Origin of the sequence: Pseudocalidococcus azoricus BACA0444, from assembly GCF_031729055.1 — a bacterium.
GTDB lineage: Bacteria > Cyanobacteriota > Cyanobacteriia > Thermosynechococcales > Thermosynechococcaceae > Pseudocalidococcus > Pseudocalidococcus azoricus.
The window spans coordinates 235,462-250,680 of the sequence record NZ_JAVMIP010000002.1 but is presented as its reverse complement, the minus strand read 5'-3'; the positions used below and the strand labels follow the sequence as shown (position 1 = coordinate 250,680).

15 protein-coding genes and 1 pseudogene are annotated in these 15,219 nt (G+C 50.5%); 8 read left to right on the top strand and 8 right to left on the bottom strand.

Annotated elements, in window-relative coordinates:
• The first annotated feature begins 13 nt into the window (after positions 1-13).
• Entirely contained in the window at positions 14-1,555 is a 1,542-nt protein-coding gene (locus RIF25_RS03655; protein WP_322877196.1) for a mercuric reductase, read from the top strand.
• Between the two features lie 29 nt (positions 1,556-1,584).
• Here RIF25_RS03655 and RIF25_RS03650 read toward each other — a convergent pair whose 3' ends face one another.
• Both RIF25_RS03650 and RIF25_RS03645 read right to left on the bottom strand, forming a co-directional pair.
• Positions 1,585-1,938, bottom strand: coding sequence for a DUF760 domain-containing protein (locus tag RIF25_RS03650; RefSeq protein WP_015125991.1), 354 nt, complete (start codon positions 1,936-1,938; stop codon positions 1,585-1,587).
• 78 nt (positions 1,939-2,016) lie between these two features.
• Complete coding sequence (locus RIF25_RS03645; protein WP_322877195.1) at positions 2,017-3,093, bottom strand: AOC03_06830 family ribosome hibernation factor; 1,077 nt, start codon at positions 3,091-3,093, stop codon at positions 2,017-2,019.
• 99 nt (positions 3,094-3,192) lie between these two features.
• On the opposite strand from RIF25_RS03645, the gene RIF25_RS03640 reads away from it, so the two are divergent.
• Together RIF25_RS03640 and RIF25_RS03635 are read left to right on the top strand one after the other, a co-directional pair.
• Positions 3,193-3,852, top strand: a complete 660-nt coding sequence (locus tag RIF25_RS03640) for an ABC transporter ATP-binding protein (protein WP_322877194.1) — start codon at positions 3,193-3,195, stop codon at positions 3,850-3,852.
• Complete coding sequence (locus tag RIF25_RS03635) at positions 3,849-4,649, top strand: ABC transporter permease (RefSeq protein WP_322877193.1); 801 nt, start codon at positions 3,849-3,851, stop codon at positions 4,647-4,649. Before RIF25_RS03640 ends, RIF25_RS03635 begins: the two co-directional genes overlap by 4 nt.
• A 51-nt stretch (positions 4,650-4,700) precedes the next feature.
• Here the strand turns inward: RIF25_RS03635 and RIF25_RS03630 are convergent, their stop codons facing one another.
• Positions 4,701-6,002 carry an ABC transporter substrate-binding protein gene (locus tag RIF25_RS03630; RefSeq protein WP_322877192.1) on the bottom strand — a complete coding sequence of 434 codons (1,302 nt, stop codon included), beginning with the start codon at positions 6,000-6,002 and terminating at the stop codon, positions 4,701-4,703.
• A 63-nt stretch (positions 6,003-6,065) separates the two neighbouring features.
• On the bottom strand, positions 6,066-6,575 hold the full coding sequence (locus RIF25_RS03625; RefSeq protein WP_322877191.1) for a GNAT family N-acetyltransferase: 510 nt from the start codon (positions 6,573-6,575) through the stop codon (positions 6,066-6,068).
• 233 nt (positions 6,576-6,808) lie between these two features.
• Between RIF25_RS03625 and psbO the strand changes: the two genes are divergently transcribed.
• The 3 genes from psbO (at position 6,809) to RIF25_RS03610 (ending at position 10,348) form a co-directional block, all read left to right on the top strand.
• Positions 6,809-7,633, top strand: a complete 825-nt coding sequence (psbO, locus tag RIF25_RS03620) for a photosystem II manganese-stabilizing polypeptide (RefSeq protein WP_407682308.1) — start codon at positions 6,809-6,811, stop codon at positions 7,631-7,633.
• Between the two features lie 58 nt (positions 7,634-7,691).
• On the top strand, positions 7,692-9,344 hold the full coding sequence (locus RIF25_RS03615; RefSeq protein ID WP_322877189.1) for an ABC transporter ATP-binding protein: 1,653 nt from the start codon (positions 7,692-7,694) through the stop codon (positions 9,342-9,344).
• An 83-nt stretch (positions 9,345-9,427) separates the two neighbouring features.
• A complete protein-coding gene (locus RIF25_RS03610; RefSeq protein WP_322877188.1) occupies positions 9,428-10,348 on the top strand; it encodes a Ycf66 family protein in 921 nt (306 codons plus the stop codon).
• 20 nt (positions 10,349-10,368) lie between these two features.
• On the opposite strand, the gene RIF25_RS03605 is transcribed toward RIF25_RS03610, so the two are convergent.
• Positions 10,369-11,226, bottom strand: coding sequence for a M48 family metallopeptidase (locus tag RIF25_RS03605; RefSeq protein ID WP_322877187.1), 858 nt, complete (start codon positions 11,224-11,226; stop codon positions 10,369-10,371).
• Between the two features lie 174 nt (positions 11,227-11,400).
• Between RIF25_RS03605 and RIF25_RS03600 the strand changes: the two genes are divergently transcribed.
• Positions 11,401-11,922, top strand: a complete 522-nt coding sequence (locus RIF25_RS03600; RefSeq protein ID WP_322877186.1) for a DUF4330 domain-containing protein — start codon at positions 11,401-11,403, stop codon at positions 11,920-11,922.
• Between the two features lie 53 nt (positions 11,923-11,975).
• Positions 11,976-12,598: pseudogene (gene rppA / locus RIF25_RS17110) on the top strand (two-component system response regulator RppA); the annotation flags it as partial.
• Positions 12,599-12,689: 91 nt separating this feature from the next.
• Here rppA and accB read toward each other — a convergent pair.
• From accB to RIF25_RS03575, 3 genes are all read right to left on the bottom strand, one after another.
• Entirely contained in the window at positions 12,690-13,166 is a 477-nt protein-coding gene (gene accB / locus RIF25_RS03585) for an acetyl-CoA carboxylase biotin carboxyl carrier protein (protein WP_322877185.1), read from the bottom strand.
• A 10-nt stretch (positions 13,167-13,176) separates the two neighbouring features.
• Positions 13,177-13,734, bottom strand: a complete 558-nt coding sequence (gene efp, locus RIF25_RS03580) for an elongation factor P (protein ID WP_015125981.1) — start codon at positions 13,732-13,734, stop codon at positions 13,177-13,179.
• Positions 13,735-13,799: 65 nt separating this feature from the next.
• On the bottom strand, positions 13,800-15,116 hold the full coding sequence (locus tag RIF25_RS03575; protein ID WP_322877184.1) for a glycosyltransferase: 1,317 nt from the start codon (positions 15,114-15,116) through the stop codon (positions 13,800-13,802).
• Positions 15,117-15,219: the final 103 nt, after the last annotated feature.

Sequence of the window (15,219 nt, the reverse complement as noted above, 5' to 3'; positions counted from 1 at the left end):
CGAGTGAATTTAAATGTCCTTACCCCTGCCCTTAGATGCGTTTAACCAGTCCCTGCTCGCTCAAGTTCATCCTCCTGACTGGGTTAATCCAACTCCCCTCAAATGCTATGACCTCCTGGTGATTGGCGGCGGGACGGCCGGATTAGTCACGGCGATTGGGGCGGCCGAGTTAAGGCTAGGGCTAAAGATTGCCTTAGTCGAACAAAGCCTTCTGGGGGGGGATTGCTTAAATTGGGGTTGTGTCCCCTCAAAAACCTTAATTGCCGTTGCCAGAAAAGTTGATCAGATCCGCAACGCGTCCCGATTTGGGATTCACTGTCCCCAGGCCCCGATTGTTGAATTTGCGAAAGTAATGGAACGGGTCAGACAAGTCCGGGCCGACATTAGCCACCATGATTCCGTAGAACGCTGCCACCAGGCCGGGATTGATGTCTTTTTCGGGACTGCCCAATTTCGGGATCCCCACCATCTCCAGGTTCAACAGCAACTTTTGCCCTTCAAACGGGTCGTAATTGCCACCGGAGCGAGGGCCACAATCCCCCATATCCCCGGCCTGGAGGCAGTTCCCTTTTACACCAACGAAACCATCTTTAACCTGACAGAACTCCCGCAAAAACTGGCGATTATTGGCGGCGGGCCGATTGGCTGTGAACTGGGGCAGGCCCTACAACGCTTAGGCAGTCAGGTGACGATTTTCCAACGCCCAGAACAGATTTTGCCTCAGGAAGATTTTGAGACTGCCCAACTAATTGCATTGCAACTGCAACAGGACGGGATTGAAATTAAAACTGCGACCCAGATTCACCAAGTTATCGCCACTGCCAACCAAACCCAAATTGAGTTCCAGTCCCCAAAAACTAACCCAGAGATTCAATCAGTCACCGTAGATGAAGTTTTAATTGCGGCGGGGCGAACTCCTAACCTAGAAACCTTGAATTTAGAAGCGGCTGGAATTGAGGTGCAACCCGGCCGGGGTATTGTCGTGAATGATTATCTGCAAACGAGCCAAAGCCATATTTTTGCCGTTGGGGACGTGTGCCAGGCCTGGAAATTTACCCATGCCGCCGATGCCGGAGCCAGAATTGTGATCAAAAATGCTCTGTTTTCCCCCTGGGGCCTGGGTCGAAGCAAAGTCAGTCGTTTGCTAATTCCCCGTGTCACCTATACAGATCCAGAAATTGCCTCCGTAGGAATCAGTGCCGCCCAGGCCAAGTCCCAAAATCTTAAAATTAACGTCTTAACTATTCCCTTTACAGACGTAGATCGAGCCGTGACGGAGGGGGACACCCAGGGTTTTTTAGAATTAGTCTTGAGTGACAATTGCGATCGAATTCTGGGGGCGGTGATTGTCGGTCATGGGGCCGGGGAATTGATCAGTTACATTACCCAGGCCATGGGCACAAACCAGGGACTAACTCGCTTTAGCCAAACCATCTTTCCCTACCCAACCCAGGCCGAGATTCTTAAAAAAGCTGCCGACCGCTACTACCAAGCCACCCTACTAAGGCCGGGATCTCAAGCTCTGCTCAAATTAGTCCGCTGGCTGGCACGGTGATCGAATTGACTGAATCCTTAAAATGCAACTTAATCTTGACTCTCAACGGGGGTTACAGACAAGGAACTGGCAAAACCAGCTTCTAGTTCCATCCGTTGTTCCATTTGGCGTAAGAAATACCCGGTCATCATCGCCGAGGCTAACAGACCCGCTAAGTTATCTCGATCCGTTGTGATTTGAATATTAAAAGCCTCAGACGGTAATCCCCCCACCAGTCCTTGGACATTATGACTAATAATTTGGCGAATTTCTGGGCTAGCAGAGCGGGCCACCCGTGACAAAACTTCAGGAGACTGATTTTGGAGGTATTTCAGCAGCAGATTGTTGGTGTGCTCTTCGGTCGCGTCGGAGAAGAATTCACTATTTTCAGAGTTAAAGACCATACACAATTCCGCTTAACGTGACTCTTATTCTGCCATCTTTGTTAACGGGATGACATCGTTTTTAACGGACTCGGCCGATCAATAGCGCAAAATCAGGGCGATTTTTTGGTGCAAAGCCAAGGCTCCATCCTCGACAAACTGCACATCTCCCCCTTTCGCCAAGATCACTTCAATAATCTCATCAACCGCATCATCCATAATGCCCACCCCACCCGGCTCTGCGGCTAACTCTAGGCGGCCCGCTTCACAAACAGTTGCCGGTTCATGATAATTCTTCTCGACTAATAGGGTTTTCCCCCGTCCCTCATGGGCAAATCGCCAGGCTTCACCGATAGTCGAAACAACCCGTTGAGCATCCACCGCCGCGGCTAACTCTTCTAAAGACTGACTCCGCCGTGTTTCCCGAATGGATTGGAAGATGGGGTAAACCTGGGGGGCAAGCTCTGACAAACTCGCTTTATCAAAATTACCCGTGATCGTGCCAGCAACAGCCGCTGCGTATTGAGAGACTTCCTGGAAAAACGAAATTTGTCGAACCACTCCACCCAAAATTAGGGGCAATGATTCACCTTCAGCATAGTTAGCAAGGGCCTGATCAACCTGCTGGAAAAATTGCCGGTGGCGATCATCTAAATAACTAGAATCCGCGTGGTAGGGCAGTGGACTTGTGGCCCCAGGCCCGCTCATCACCATCGGAAAGGCTTCATCTGTAATTTCTTCGAGGGTTTCCCCAGTTCCAGCAATGAGACGAGTTTCCCCTTGACTGAGGAGGAGCAGCCAGTAACGTTCAGCCCGGTGAAGTCCATAAACTAAATCACGGGTTGCAAAGGTTTGGTCAATCACCACCCGAGCGCGCACAGGAAAAGGTAAATAATAGAGCTTGGCAAAATCATGACTGACATACAGGGCCAACCCATCGAGGGCATAGCTATAGTCAATTTCGGCCACCAATGCCTCTAAGTTCTGCAAGAGGGGGTCAAGTTGCCGCTGCTTAAATTCTTGACTCAGGCGGTTTTTAGCCTCGGTGACTAGGTTTTTAACTTGAATGGGATCGCGTTTGTTGTCGGGGGAGGTACGATGGGTGGGGAGCAAAATGGAAACAGCAGGTACAGCCTTTATTGCTTGGAGATGCTTCAGGTTTTGACGACAGATCATCGGGACTCCGGGAGTAGGACCTTTCAAGATAATCGTAATCGGTTGAGCCGCCCCTTGGCCAAAAACTCTTGAAAATCATGGGGGCGTTGCAAAATATCAATGACGGTTGACTCTTTCTTGTTGCAAGCGACTGGTTTAACTTGTGCCATCGCTGGACGGCGGTTGTGGGAAAATGTCAGCCTTGACTTACGGCCTGGAGAAGTTTTAGGGTTAGTCTCGCCCTCTGGAACCGGGAAAACCTTGCTATTGCGGCAACTCGGACTCTTGGACTCTGTTCAATCTGGAAGGATTAAATTTCGTAACCGCACTCCCGCCCAATGGACATTTCCGGTCTATCGCACTAAAGTCATTTATCTGAGCCAACGCCCGACAATTTTTCCGGGAACTGGCCTGGCGAATTTGCAGCATCCCTTTAGCTTGGCCGTCCATCACCAGCGCACCTTTGATCTGGGCCAAATTCAAGTTTGGTTAGCCCAACTCGGCCGTACCTTAGACTTTTTAGAACGACCGGGGACAGAACTATCGGGGGGAGAAGCGCAAATTTTGGCCCTCCTGCGTGCCTTGCAACTGGATCCGCACATTTTACTTCTGGATGAACCGACTGCCTCCCTTGATGCGGCCACAACCCTAGCTCTTGAACGCCTCCTGCTCCAATGGCTGCAACAACCGGATAAGGCCTGTATTCTCACCAGCCACGACCTCAGCCAAATCCAACGCCTCAGCCAGAGCCAACTCAATTTACAACCGTTTCAGCCATGACTAGCTCTTATATTTCCCTGGGGTACGGTCAACTGGCCCTTGCCGCCTTACTCTTGCTGATTAACATTGGCCTGTCTCTGGGCTTAAAGCTTGGCCTGGAGCGGATTCTCAGTATTGCAGCGGTGCGGATGGTTGGGCAATTGCTGTTAGTGGGGGTGCTGTTAGAGTGGCTCTTTATACAGGACAATCCCCTCATTATCTTGGGAATCAGCTTAATCATGGCCACGATTGCGGGCATTTCGGCGGTAAATCGGACTAAGCGGCGGTTTGAGGGCATCTATGGCTCTAGCCTGATTTCGGTATGGGGATCTTCTGTCTTTGCAACAGGGTTTGCCTTGATCGTGATTTTGCAGCCGCAGCCTTGGTATGAACCGCAATATGTGATTCCTCTCCTGGGTATGGTTTTGGGCAACACGTTAACTGGAATCTCCCTGGGCCTGGATCGTTTTATGGAGGATTTGGTCAATCAACGCCAACAAATCGAAACACTCCTGAGTCTAGGGGCAACCCGTTGGGAAGCGGCACATCATCAAGTCCAAGAAGCCATTCGGGTCGGGATGATTCCAACGATTAACTCGATGATGGTCATGGGCCTGGTCAGTTTGCCGGGAATGATGACGGGACAAATTTTGGCCGGAGCCAGCCCAATCGAAGCCGTGCGTTATCAGATCGTGATTGTTTTTATGATTGCCGCTGCCGCTGGTTTGGGGATTTTTGGGGTTGTTCTTCTCGCCTTTAACCGACTGTTAAGCCAGGATCATCAACTCCGACTGGATCGATTACATCGGGCTAAGTAGGCTCCAGGCCAGGCTTCTTAACTTTTTCTGCAAATAACTATCGCCAGAATATTAGGGTGTATTCGCCTTGGGGGTGACTTTACCAATCACGCTTAACGTGCCATCCTCGCCAACTTGCCAAATATCATAAACTCCAACCACATCCCCATTTTCATCAATATCCACATTACCGCTGGCCCCTTGGTAGTTAATCTTTTCGCCCTGACGCAATAATTCCAGGCCTTGGCAGACATCATCCACGGGTGTACCCGGCCCGCCAGAGACTTCCCGTAAGTGGGCTTTGATTCCTTCGCCCGTATTCACACCTGCTGCTTGGGCTGCCAACATTAATAAAGCTGTCGCATCCCAGGCCTGGGGGACAAACGCCGGCGGGACAGATCTATACTTGGCTTCCCAAACTTTCGTAACTTGGGCTAGTGCTTTCCCATCTGCACCTGGAACAGTGCCCACAGCCCCGGCGAGGATAAATTTGCCATCGCTAGTTTTACCCACTTGGGCCGGAAAGGTATCAGATTTCACGCCATCGGTGAGTAAAATTTGTACCCCTGGTGTGAGACCCTGCTCAAAGGCGGATTTGAGTAAAAGACTTCCGGTTTCAGGATAAAGAATCGCCACGACCCCATCGGGTTTATTGGCAAAGGCCTGGGCGGCTTCTGTATTAAAGGTGGAGGCCCGTTCATCGTACCGGGTGGGATTGGCCTCATTGATTACTGTGCCACCCAATTTTTTGAAGGCTGTGACAAATTCCTTCTCAAAACTACGGCCGTAGTCATTATTGATCACCACAGTAGAAACCTTTCGTAACCCCCGATCGTAAGCTAATTGGGCCAAGGCCACGGCCTGGTAATTATCGGGAGGAGCCGTTCTGGCCCAGTAGCCATTAAAGTCTCCTTTGGCCGCCCGTTCTGTGAGGAGAGTGCTGGTACTCCCCGGAGAAATTAAGACCACCTTACCCCGGGCCGCAATATCCACCGCCGCATTGGAGACACCACTGGCAAAGGAACCCACTACCCCCGCCACCTTGTCCACCTCCACCAGTTTGGTCATGGCCTCGGCCCCTGCCGCCGGACTAGATTGATCATCTTCCGCAATCAGGGTAACAGGTTGACCATTCACCCCCCCACAGGCATTCACGGTTTCGACCACTAGGGGCACAGTATCCACAATGGGTTGTCCCACAGAAGCAAGGTCGCCCGTAGAGGGAAGTAGGGAGCCAATCCGTAAACCGCTATTTGTTGCTCCACCATCGCTACCCGTTTGAGTTGCCGTATCACAGGCCCCTAGGGTTGCAAGTACCAACAATGCCCCCAGGCCAAGCCCGAACTTACATCCCCAAAACCCTGACTGAGCCATAGCTGCTTTACTCCAACTCACCACATAAACGGGTAACAATAACCCCAAACTATAGCATTACTCTTAAGCGCGAGTCAGGCACTTAAACATCCGATTGGTCAAAAGCCACTGGCCCCGACAAAAAACCTGTTGTTCCTCAAGGAGACTAAACCCCATCCGGGCAAAAAAAGGGCGGGCGGTAATACTGGCTTCAACTCCTAAACTCTCCAGGCCCCGGGTTATGGCTTCATGTTCTAAGGCTTGATAGAGTAACCGCCCCACTCCCCGCCGTTGATATTGCCAATGGCCGTAAAAACAACCGATGTGGCCCGATGATTCCAGTTCCCCAAAGCCAATAATCTTGTCCAATGCCATGGCCGGGTCGGGGGCTGGATCAATGGCAACAAAAGTTATTCTGGCTCCACAGCGGCTGGCCCAATCACAAAAATGTAGATCATCGGGGGCCCAGGCTTGGAGTTGGGCGGGACAATAGTCTTGGGCGTTAATCCGATGGATGGTGTCATGGAAAAGTTGGGCAATCTGGGGAGCATCGGCAGGGATAAAACGGCGAACTTGATAAGGAATTTCAGGCATACAGGTATCCTAGGGCAGCTAATCTCCGTAGGTTTTCGCAACAAAAGGGGCCTGGGGATCTCAATGCTTCGTATAATCAAGGGTTGAATGAGGCAACTTGCACCTTATTTTTCATTTTGGGACTTATTTTTATCCGAAGGGCCCTGGCCTGGGCGGTCAAAATTTAACCCATACTTATTTATGACTTTTGACGTGCTTGATGATCTGCTGTGCTTTGACTTCTGAGGTTAATCATGAGATACCGTGCTTTAATACTTGCTTTTTGCCTGCTGTGCTTCGGGTTTGTAACCTGGAGTGGTTCAGCCTTGGCTGCGAAACAGGGTGTAACCTATGACGATATTGTCGGGACTGGCCTGGCCAACAATTGCCCCACCTTGGATGATTCGGCTCGGGGGGCCTATGGAATTGATCCGACCAAATCCTACGCCATCAAGGATCTCTGTCTGCAACCCACAAATTTTTTAGTCAAAGAAGAACCGAAAAACAAACGGCAAGTCGCTGAATTTGTCCCAACAAAACTGGTAACTCGCAAAACTTCAAGTCTTGACCAAGTTATGGGTTCTCTGACTATCAATAGTGATGGCAGCTTAACCTTTATTGAAGAAGATGGGTTTGACTTCCAGGCCATTACGGTGCAAATGCCCGGTGGCGAGCGGGTTCCGTTCCTATTTTCTGTGAAAAATCTCGTTGCCAGTACCGAACCCAACATCACCAGCATTACTACTTCTACGGACTTCAAGGGAGAATATAGCGTTCCGTCTTACCGCACCTCTAACTTTCTCGATCCGAAAGGGCGGGGCTTAACCACTGGCTATGACAACGCCGTCGCAATTCCCAACAAAGCCGATAGTGAAGAGTTGCTCAAGGCCAATGTCAAGCGGTTTGGGTTGAGCAAAGGGAATATCTCCCTGGAAGTCTCAAAAGTGGATGGGCGCACAGGGGAAATTGCTGGGACGTTCTTGAGTGAGCAACTATCCGATGATGACCTTGGGGCCCACGAAGCCAAAGAAATGAAAATCCAAGGGGTCTTTTACGCCCGGATTGAGCCAACCGCCTAAACTTGAAACTAACGCTGCCGTCCTTTCCCTGTATCCGTTTGTCCGGTACTGTTAGTGGATGAGTAACACCCGATTAGAACTCCAAACCCTATCCATTGCTTATCCCAGGGCGATTAATCCTGAATTACGGGCAGCAGTGGCTGGGGTTTCTTTGCAAGTGCAAGGGGGAGAATGCCTGGGCCTGGTGGGGGAGTCGGGCTGTGGCAAATCAACCATTGGGCGAGCTATTTTGCAGTTGTTACCCCCAGGGTCCCAAATTAGAGGCAGCATTTGGGTGGATGGTAGCAATATCCTGACCTTAAGGGGACGAGCCTTACAACGGTGGCGGGGGGAACAAGTTGGCTTAATCTTTCAAGACCCGATGACGCGACTCAATCCCTTAATGACGGTCAAGGATCATTGTTGGGAAGTCCTCCAGGCCCATGCACCCCATCTCTCTAGAACCCAAAAACTCAGCAAAATTAAGACCACCTTAGAAACCGTCAAAATTCCCGCCGCCCGCATGGATCAATATCCCCATGAATTTAGCGGGGGGATGCGTCAACGGGTCGCGATTGCCCTAGCCTTGCTGTTGGAGCCGGTCTTAATCATTGCCGATGAACCCACCACAAGCCTTGATGTCACAGTGGCCGCCCAAATTTTGACAGAACTGACTCGACTGTGCCAAGCACGAGAAATGGGCCTATTATTGATTTCCCATGATTTAGCTTTGGTGGGTAAATATTGCCAACGGCTGGCGGTGATGAATCAGGGGCAAATTGTCGAACAGGGCAACGCGACCGAAATTCTCAGCAACCCCCAACAACCCTATACCCAGGCCCTCCTTAATGCCGCCCGCCGGATGCACCAGACCCCCGAAACTCCCCCGGCCCCGCCAGATACGGATACTCCAGTGCTACTGAGTTTGGATCACCTGGAACGCCACTACACCCTTGCTCCGAACCCGATTGCCCAACTCCTTGGCCAAGCTCCCCATTTCATCAAAGCTGTGGATGGGGTTACTCTCGACATTTATGCGGGGGAAACTCTGGGCCTGGTCGGGGAATCGGGATGTGGCAAAAGTACCCTCTCCAGAACCATTCTCCAACTCGTCACACCGACTGGGGGTAAGGTGCAATTTCACGGGGAAGATTTAACCCAACTCACGCCTCGACAAATGCGGCCCCGCCGGCGCGAACTCCAGATGATTTTTCAGGATCCCCATGCCTGTTTGAATCCGTTGATGACCGTTGGCCAAAACCTGTTAGAGCCGCTCTTGATTCATGGCCTGGGAACCCCAAAAACAGCCAAAGAACGAGTGTTAGATATTTTGGCGCGAGTTGAATTAGTCCCTCCGGAAACCTATTTTGCCCGCTATCCCAAGGAACTGTCCGGTGGTCAACGCCAACGGGTGGCGATCGCGCGGGCCTTAATTACCCATCCGCAACTAGTGATCTGTGATGAGCCGGTGAGTATGCTCGATGCCCATATTCAAACCCAAGTTTTGGAGTTAATGCAGCACCTCAAAGCCGAGTTTAATTTAACCTACTTGTTTATTACCCATGACTTAGCGGTGGCCCGGTTTTTCTGTGATCGAATTGCGGTCATGCAGGCCGGGCAAATTGTTGAAATGGGGCTAACCGAAACGATCTTCCAACAGCCCCAACATCCCTATACCCAAACCCTGCTCCAGGCCGCACCCCTACTGACTCCTGCCCAATCTGGTCATTAAGAATTGCAAATCAGCCCATTGGACTCCTGGCTATTGGTTCATCCAGGCCCCGCGTGGGGTGATAAGGTAGGGGTTGAGCTTATTTGGTACACACCGTTGTCACAGAGGACGATGAGGGAATGTTGACCTATTTGCTGGCCTGGGCCATTGCCGTTGGTAGCTTTGGCCTGTACCTAACCGCCTTCTTTTTTCCAGAGTTACATCGCAAAAATGATCTGATCCTCAGTGGTGTTGGCTTATTTTTTGCCCTGACCCTGTGGATCTATGCGGATCGGTTGCGGGGAGGATTGCTCCTTGGAGAAACTGCCGCAGTTGTCCTGATTTTCTGGTTTGCCTGGCAAAGTTTTAACTACCGGCGACAACTTACGGATCCTAAGCTCAAAACTGATGACTCCCAGGCCCAAGAACTCTGGCAAGCAATTAAATCTGTTCTGCCTGGACAAAAGTCAGAGAGCGATGGAGTTCCCACCAGCAAAATTGCCGGACAAATTTCCGATTGGGTCAGCAAAGTTGATTTAGATAAGCTCAAGGGGCAGTTTCAAGGGGTGATCAAAAAAGTTCCTCTACCCACCCCAAAATCTGACTCCCCAACCCAAGCTAAGGTCAATGAGCCAGACCTGGCAGAATTTGAAGAAACCATCACAGATGTAGTGACAGAAACCCTAGCTGAAGCGGATGTGCCCCCAATAGAATCGGTAGGCGTTGAACCTGAACCAACTCTTGAACCACCTGTTGAATCTATAGCTGTTGAGCCTGAGGCAACTCCTGAACCACTTATTGAATCAGTAAACGTTGAGCCTGAACTAACCATTAAATTTATAGCCGTCAAGCCTGAGCCTATTCATGAGCCTCCTGCCGAATCTGTTACTCTTGAACCTCAGCCTCAGGATATTCAAGTGGAAGTAGGGGGAGAATTAGCTCCTGATCCTAATCTTGAGCAGCCAGAACCCAATCATGATCAACATGAGGACCCTTGGCCGCCCAAAGGGACTGAGTTAAGTTAATCCAGTAAACCTTGTCAACCTTAATTTAGGCGACTGCGAATATCTTGCTGGTAGATAGAACTGTTTAGTCCACAGGCCGGGTCTTGGGGGGTATTTGGGCAGTTGTTGTTAATGCCAGATTGAATTAATCGTTCAGCAATGATGACCCGATCCCGAGCGGCTGGATGGGTGCTAAGAATTGCAGGTGGTGCTGGATTGCGAGCTAATTTAACTAAAAATGAGGGTAACCCAACGGTGGCATAGTTACTCCGAGCTAAGAGAATGAGGCCAACCCGATCCGCTTCTAGTTCATCTTGCCGACTGCGGGGCCGCCGAAAGGCTAATTCTGTGGCCATCATCACCCCCTGATCTCGATCTAATCCGGCAGCCGTTAACAGGCCACGGGCCAAGAGGGTTTGCTGCATTTGGCGAATCACGTGACGCTGTTCAATATGACCAATTTCATGCCCCATTACTCCGGCTAATTCTGCTTCGTTCTCAGCTGTGGCAATTAACCCTGTAGTGACATAAACAAATCCCCCCATTGTGGCATAGGCATTAACTGCCCGGTCATTGATGACTTGAAAGGTGTAGGGAATATTTTTGCGCTCTGTGACTGCCACTAAGCGTGAGCCAATTTGATTAATGTAACTCTGTAGTTGAGGATTACTGTTAACTCGCATCCCTTGACGGAGCATTTGTTGGTTAATTTGGCTACCAATAGCTACTTCCTGCTGCGGCGAAATATTAGACACCTGGAGGAGTTGAATGCCTTGAAATAAAATGCGATCCAGCACACTCTGGGCCTGGGTAGTCAGAGGATGGAGCAGGAAACTCAGGGCTAAGCTCAGCGCGGCCACACGAATAAACCAGCGACTTTGGCGAGGCGTGATAGGCACGGGGTTAATCACAGAAATCTCTTTGTTTCCAGACTAAGGCCCTTTCGGGAATGTTCCAGTTGGTTCTCCTCATCCTGGGTAGGTGACATCGTGATAGGCTGACTGGTGTGTGGAAATGTGGCAAGGTTTAATCGGTTCCACAGATCCCCATGCCGGTGAGTTGAGAGCAAATGGATGGCGTTAATTGATTCCCAAGGGCGATTATTTGGCAAGTTAAGTGTTTTGGATGTTGGGGCTGGCCTGGTCTTACTGTTAGTGGTGATTGGCCTGCTGATTGTACCCGGTAAATCTGGAACTTCCATTGCCCAAGTTGCAGCAAGTAAGCCGATTGAAGTGGATGTGCTGGTGATTGGCCTGGGAACTAGGGATGCAAAAGCCATTGTCAGGCCTGGGGAAAAAGCCAACTTTATTATCCGTAACCAACCCTATGGGCAAGTGGATATCAAAACCGTTGATTATTTACCCCGTACCGTTACCGTTTCTCAACCCGATGGCTCCGTCAAGGCCTTACCGGATCCCCGCCCAGAAATGGCCTTTAGTAGCAATGTCTTGTTAACCCTGATCGGGAAAGGGCAAGTTACGGCCAATGGCCCGGTTTTAGGGAATAGTAATGTCAAGGTAGGGACTCCTGTAGAGCTAGACAACCCCAACTACAATGCCCGTGGGACAGTGGTGGATGTGCGGGTGGGTTCTTAGAGTTTGGCCGATTAGGTATCTCTATCAAAATTAAGAATCAATAGGCAACCATCATCGTTGATTGGGTTCAAGATGCGAACCAGGCCTGGAATCTTCTTAATTATCCTTGGACAGAATATACCTTAGCGATTTTTGATTGGTTATTACCAGGACTCAGCGGCATCGAACTCTGTCAGCGCCTACGGCAGCAAAACAATCCATTACCCATCCTGATCCTGACGGCAAAAGTAAAATTAGTGACCGGGTTATTGGCCTGGATGCCGGGGCGGATGATTCCTTAGTCAAACCCTTCGCAATGTCGGAATTCTTAGCGCGTCTGCGAGCTTTACAACGGCGCGTACCCCAATTTCAACCCCAGGCCTTGACCGTGGGCGAACTGACCCTTGACTATGCTACGGCTAGTTTAATTCATAATCCGAATTCCGAGATCAACATGATCATTCCCTTAACAGCTAAAGAGTTTCAATTGTTAGAATATTTTATGAAACATCCACAACAAATCCGCAGTAGCGAACAAATCAAAAACCAACTTTGGGCCATGGCCTCGGAGTCCACCAGTAATGTTGTTGCGGCTCAGGTTCGCCTACAGTGCAAAAAAATAACAGCCTTTGGCGATGACCATTTAATTGAGACAGTCTATGGCCTAGGATACCGGCTTAAGGGAAGTTGTCAATGAGGTCAGCAAAAGCGGTTTTAGAGATTAGACTCCTGGCCGGGTTGAGTGGCTAACCTAGTCTTATTCAGATGAGCCGTATTGAGGAACTGAATTAACTTGGATTAATGCGGATCAAGGCCTGGCCAAATTCCACAGGTTCGCCATTTTGCACCAAAATTTCGGTGACAATCCCGTTACTCTCGGCTTCAATTTCGTTCATGAGTTTCATCGCCTCAATAATGCAGACGACTTGTCCTTTTTTAACGCTATCCCCCACGTCAATAAAAGGCGGATCATCCGGAGACGGGGCCCGATAAAAGGTTCCAACCATGGGGGAATTAATCTCGGCTCCTTTTTTCGGGGCCTGGGGGGGAGGGGTGGGTTCAGGAGCCGATACCACATCGGGAGCGGGGACAGAGGTTTGAGACGTTACAGGGGCTGATGTACTGGTCAGGATTGGCTGAGCCACAACCATCGTGCCTTTCTTAAGAGTCAGTTCTAAATCACCGCTTTTCAGGCTCAACTCGGTAATGTCCGTTTGGTTGAGAATGGTGACTAATTCCCGGAGTTGGTTTAGGTCTAGCTCCACGGTGTTTCTTTTACTCCCGGCCTAAGTAGGCATCACTGCGGGTATCAATCTTGATTCGTTCGCCAATGGAGATGAATAATGGCACCATCACTTGGGCCCCGGTTTCAACAATGGCCGGCTTTGTCCCCCCGGTGGCGGTGTCTCCCTTTACGCCTGGATCCGTTTGGACAACTTCTAAGACGACAGAATTGGGTAATTCGACTTCTAGAACTTGGGCTCCCCACCGGACCACATTCACCTCCATGCCCTCCTTCAGGTATTTGACTCGATCCCCAATCTGAGCGGCACTGAGGCTGGCTTCTTCATAGCTTTCCATGTCCATAAAGACAAAGTCATCCCCATCTTTATAGGTGTGTTGCATGGTGCTTTTTTCAATGTTGGCCTGGGGAACTGTTTCACCAGCCCGGAACGTCCGCTCGACCACATTCCCAGATTGGACATTTTTGAGCTTGGTGCGGACAAAGGCAGACCCCTTACCCGGTTTAACGTGTAAAAACTCAACCACCCGCCAAACCGAACCATCTAATTCAATGCTGACACCGGGGCGAAAATCGTTACTGGAAATCATGAATAGGCCGCAAGTTCACCGAAATTGTATTGTACCCCGTGCGGGTGGCCTGGGGGAGAAATTCTCTAGGTGGTTGCTTTCCGCCCCGCTAGTTGATACCAGGCCCCGAGGACATCTTGTTCAAAGGTCTCAGCCCAAGTTAAATAGGTGGCGGCTGTAATTTGATGGGCTTTGTCCCCAATCTGCTGTCGGCGTTCTGGCTGAATCAAGAGGGGTAAAATAGCTGCGGCCCAGGCCTGGGCATCCCGACTATCCACAATCAGGCCATCTTCATCGGGTTGTTGAATAAACCGGGCCCCATTGTCAAACCCCGAAATGACCACGGGTAATCCGGCCGCCCGGGCTTCCACAACTACATTTGGCCCCGTCTCCGATTCCGAGGGAAAGACAAAAATATCACTGCTGGCATAGACCTGGGCCAGGGTTTCTTGGGCTAAGACTCCTGGTAAAGTTACCTTGTCTCCCAGTAATGCTTTCACCTCAGCCATTTGCCCCCCCGCCCCCGCCACAAAAACGTGCAAATCATAACCCTGATCTAGGAGTACCCGCGCCGCCTCAGCCATCACCATGACCTTTTTACTGGCATCTACCCGGCCGACAAAGAGCAACACTGGGACATCCGGGGGAATCTGAAACCGTTGCCGAAATTGGGTTGAATTGCGCCGACTGGGATGAAATAACTCCCGATCTAACCCCAAACGAAACCAACTCACCCGCGCTGGGGGTAAGAAACTAGTCAACCAATCATAATCTGCTTGGCGAGAGACTAAAATCCGGTCACAGGCCTGACAAAAGCGTTTTAACTTTTTACGGGCATCTTCTCCCAAGCGTTGATCCAACTGCCACTGCTCCAACAACAACCTGCCCAGATAGCCCCGTAACCCCTCCGTCCCCAAGAAACGACCAATAATGTCGCGGGAATAGACTTGGGTAAACAGGGGTAAATCCGTATTCAAACAGGTCAGTAGGGGGCGATTTGTTTTTTGGCAATAGCGGCGGGCGGCCTGGGCAAAGCTAAAGGTGTCTGTGGTTTGAAAAACATCATGTTGGGGCAAAAATTCCCTTAGGCGGGTGTGACTGGGCCAGAGATCCGTATCCCCGGCTCCCTGTTGGAGAAACTTGAGTTGGCCGGTGCTGAATTGGGGGGGCAAGAGGTGATAGCGGACATTTGGGGCAATTGTGACAACTTCTTCTGTTTGACCCAGGAAATAGACCGTCACATCCACTAGCTCAGGAAAATTCGTCGCGGCCTGGGCATAGCGTTCCCAACATTTGACATGACCACCGGCCTGGGGATGCCATTCTAAACAAACAAAAACCCCCGCAGAGAGGGGCCTGGAGCCAGGGACAAGAAGCGGAGAAACTGAGGAAAGACTCGCCATAGGTTGCCAATCTGCCAAAGGGAAAAATTATCTAGGGCATCAAGAGGCTGAATAAAACCCCAACCCAGGCCCAGCAGCGTGCAGGAAACCATAGGATAGAATT